At 66.0% G+C, this 1,930-nt stretch carries 2 protein-coding genes; one reads left to right on the top strand and one right to left on the bottom strand.

Annotation, left to right across the window (positions count from 1 at the left end; translation table 11 throughout):
- Positions 1-1,025: MFS transporter (locus ACLE50_RS22310; protein WP_410945580.1), on the bottom strand; the 1,025-nt coding region annotated here is incomplete at its 3' end.
- Between the two features lie 80 nt (positions 1,026-1,105).
- On the opposite strand from ACLE50_RS22310, the gene ACLE50_RS22315 reads away from it, so the two are divergent.
- Complete coding sequence (locus ACLE50_RS22315; protein ID WP_410945581.1) at positions 1,106-1,561, top strand: winged helix-turn-helix transcriptional regulator; 456 nt, start codon at positions 1,106-1,108, stop codon at positions 1,559-1,561.
- The last annotated feature ends 369 nt before the right edge of the window (positions 1,562-1,930 follow it).

Here is a 1,930-nt window from a genome sequence, read left to right on the forward strand (position 1 = left end):
CCGAGCGAGTAGAAGATCATGTAGCCGCCGATGGCGCCGCTGGTCTGTTCCGAGTAGGCGGCGGTGAGAAGAGACTGGTTGCTGACGTGTGCGGCCTGGACCGCGAAGTCCAGGACGAGGACACCGACGACGACCGGCCAGAGCGACCAGGTGGCCTGCCCGGAGGCGATCCAGGACAACACCAGCAATACCAGCGCAGTACCGGTCACGAGGTCGGCATGGCCGGTGTCGGCCCACCGGCCTGCCCGTGCCGCTCCCAGCGCGCCGGCGAGACCGGCGATTCCGAACAGGCCGATCTGGGCCGTGCTCAGCTGCCACGGTTCGGCAGCCAGCGGTAGCGCGAGTCCGCTCCACAGGGTGCCGAAAGAAGCGAAGAGGAAGAACGCGATCATCCCGCGCGAGACGAACAACGGCTCGCAGAAGAGGTGCCCGAGTGAGGTCAGCACGTCACCGTAGGTCCTGCGATGCGACCGGTGGTCTGTCGGCAGCTGCTTCCACACCGCGATCGAGAGCACGAGGAGAAGCAGCGTGAGCGTGATGTAGATGCTTCGCCACCCCCGCAGGTCGGCAAGTACCCCGGCCAGGACCCGGGCCCCGAGGATTCCGATGATGACCCCGGAGGTGACGACCCCGAGCGTGCGACCACGCTCCGCCGGCGTCGACAGATCAGCGGCGAATGCGACGGTCGTCTGTACGACGACGGCGAACAAGCCCGTCGCCGCGAGACCGATGAGCAGAAACCACAGTCCGGGCGCGAACGCAGCCAGCAGCATGCCGACCGCGGCGAGGAGCAGTTGACCTCCGATGAGCTTGCGCCGGTCCAGCATGTCTCCCAACGGGACCAGGAAAGCCAAGCCGACCAGGTACCCGAGCTGTCCGGCTGCCACGATCCACCCGAGGTCGGACTCGGGCAGTCCCAGGTCTCGCCCGATCTGCGCGAGCACGGGCTGGGCAACGTAGATCGTCGCCACGGCGACCGAGCAGACCGCCGCGAGGAGCATCCTCCGGCCATGTGTGAGGCCCACACCATCCCCGATCAGTAGCAATCTGCAACTGATGTGAGTATGGCACGATGGTTGCGATCTGCAACTCATCGGGAGCCGTGATGAACTCAGACGTCCACGTCGACGACGTGACCTGGACCGACCCGACGTGCCCGGTCGCGCGCACGCTCGACCTCGTCGGAGACCGATGGACCCTGCTGATCATTCGCGATGCAATGGACAACGCGCGGTCGTTCACCGACTTCCAGCAACGCACCGGGGTCGCCCGCAACATCCTCACCGACCGGCTCCGCCGCCTCGTCGATCACGGCGTCCTCGAACGAGAGACGGCAGCCTCCGGACGCCGCCAGGTCTACGTCCTCACCGACGCAGGCCGCGACCTGTTCACCGTCATCGTGGCCATGCGCCAGTGGGGCGAACGACACGCGTTCGCCGACGACGAAGCGCACTCCGCCCTCGTGAACGAGAGCGGCCACCCGCTGGCCCGACTGCACCCGACCGACGACCATGGTCACGAGGTCGACGTCGACACAACCACCGTCCTACGAAGCAGCTAATCGGGACGCGACCGTGCATGGCCTCACGCCAATAACCTACTGTCCCGCCAACTACTTGGCCTTGCTCCTGCCGTACAGATACACGCCGACGAAACCGGCAAGGAGACTAGTCGCTCCGAGAACCGCGAACGTCGGCCAGCTCACGGGTTCGGATGCGGTAGATCCGAGAACCCACCCAATGATGCCCGCGACAACTACAACGACTGCGAGCGAGATCGCCACCGTCCTGCGAGTTCTAGGCGACCCCTGGCCTGCTGGCGACATCAGCTACTCCTGTACCCGTACACAAGTCCGGCACCGCTCACGAGTCCCACAACGGTGCCGTCAGCAGCACCGACCCCCGCAACGACAGCACATCCTACGGGGCTG

This window comes from Pseudonocardia phyllosphaerae (assembly GCF_046546475.1).
GTDB classification, from domain to species: domain Bacteria; phylum Actinomycetota; class Actinomycetes; order Mycobacteriales; family Pseudonocardiaceae; genus Pseudonocardia; species Pseudonocardia phyllosphaerae.

What these genes read in the sequence shown, in the direction of transcription:
- ACLE50_RS22315 (WP_410945581.1), top strand. Translation starts at nt 1,106, where the DNA reads ATGAACTCAGACGTCCACGTCGACGACGTGACCTGGACCGACCCGACG.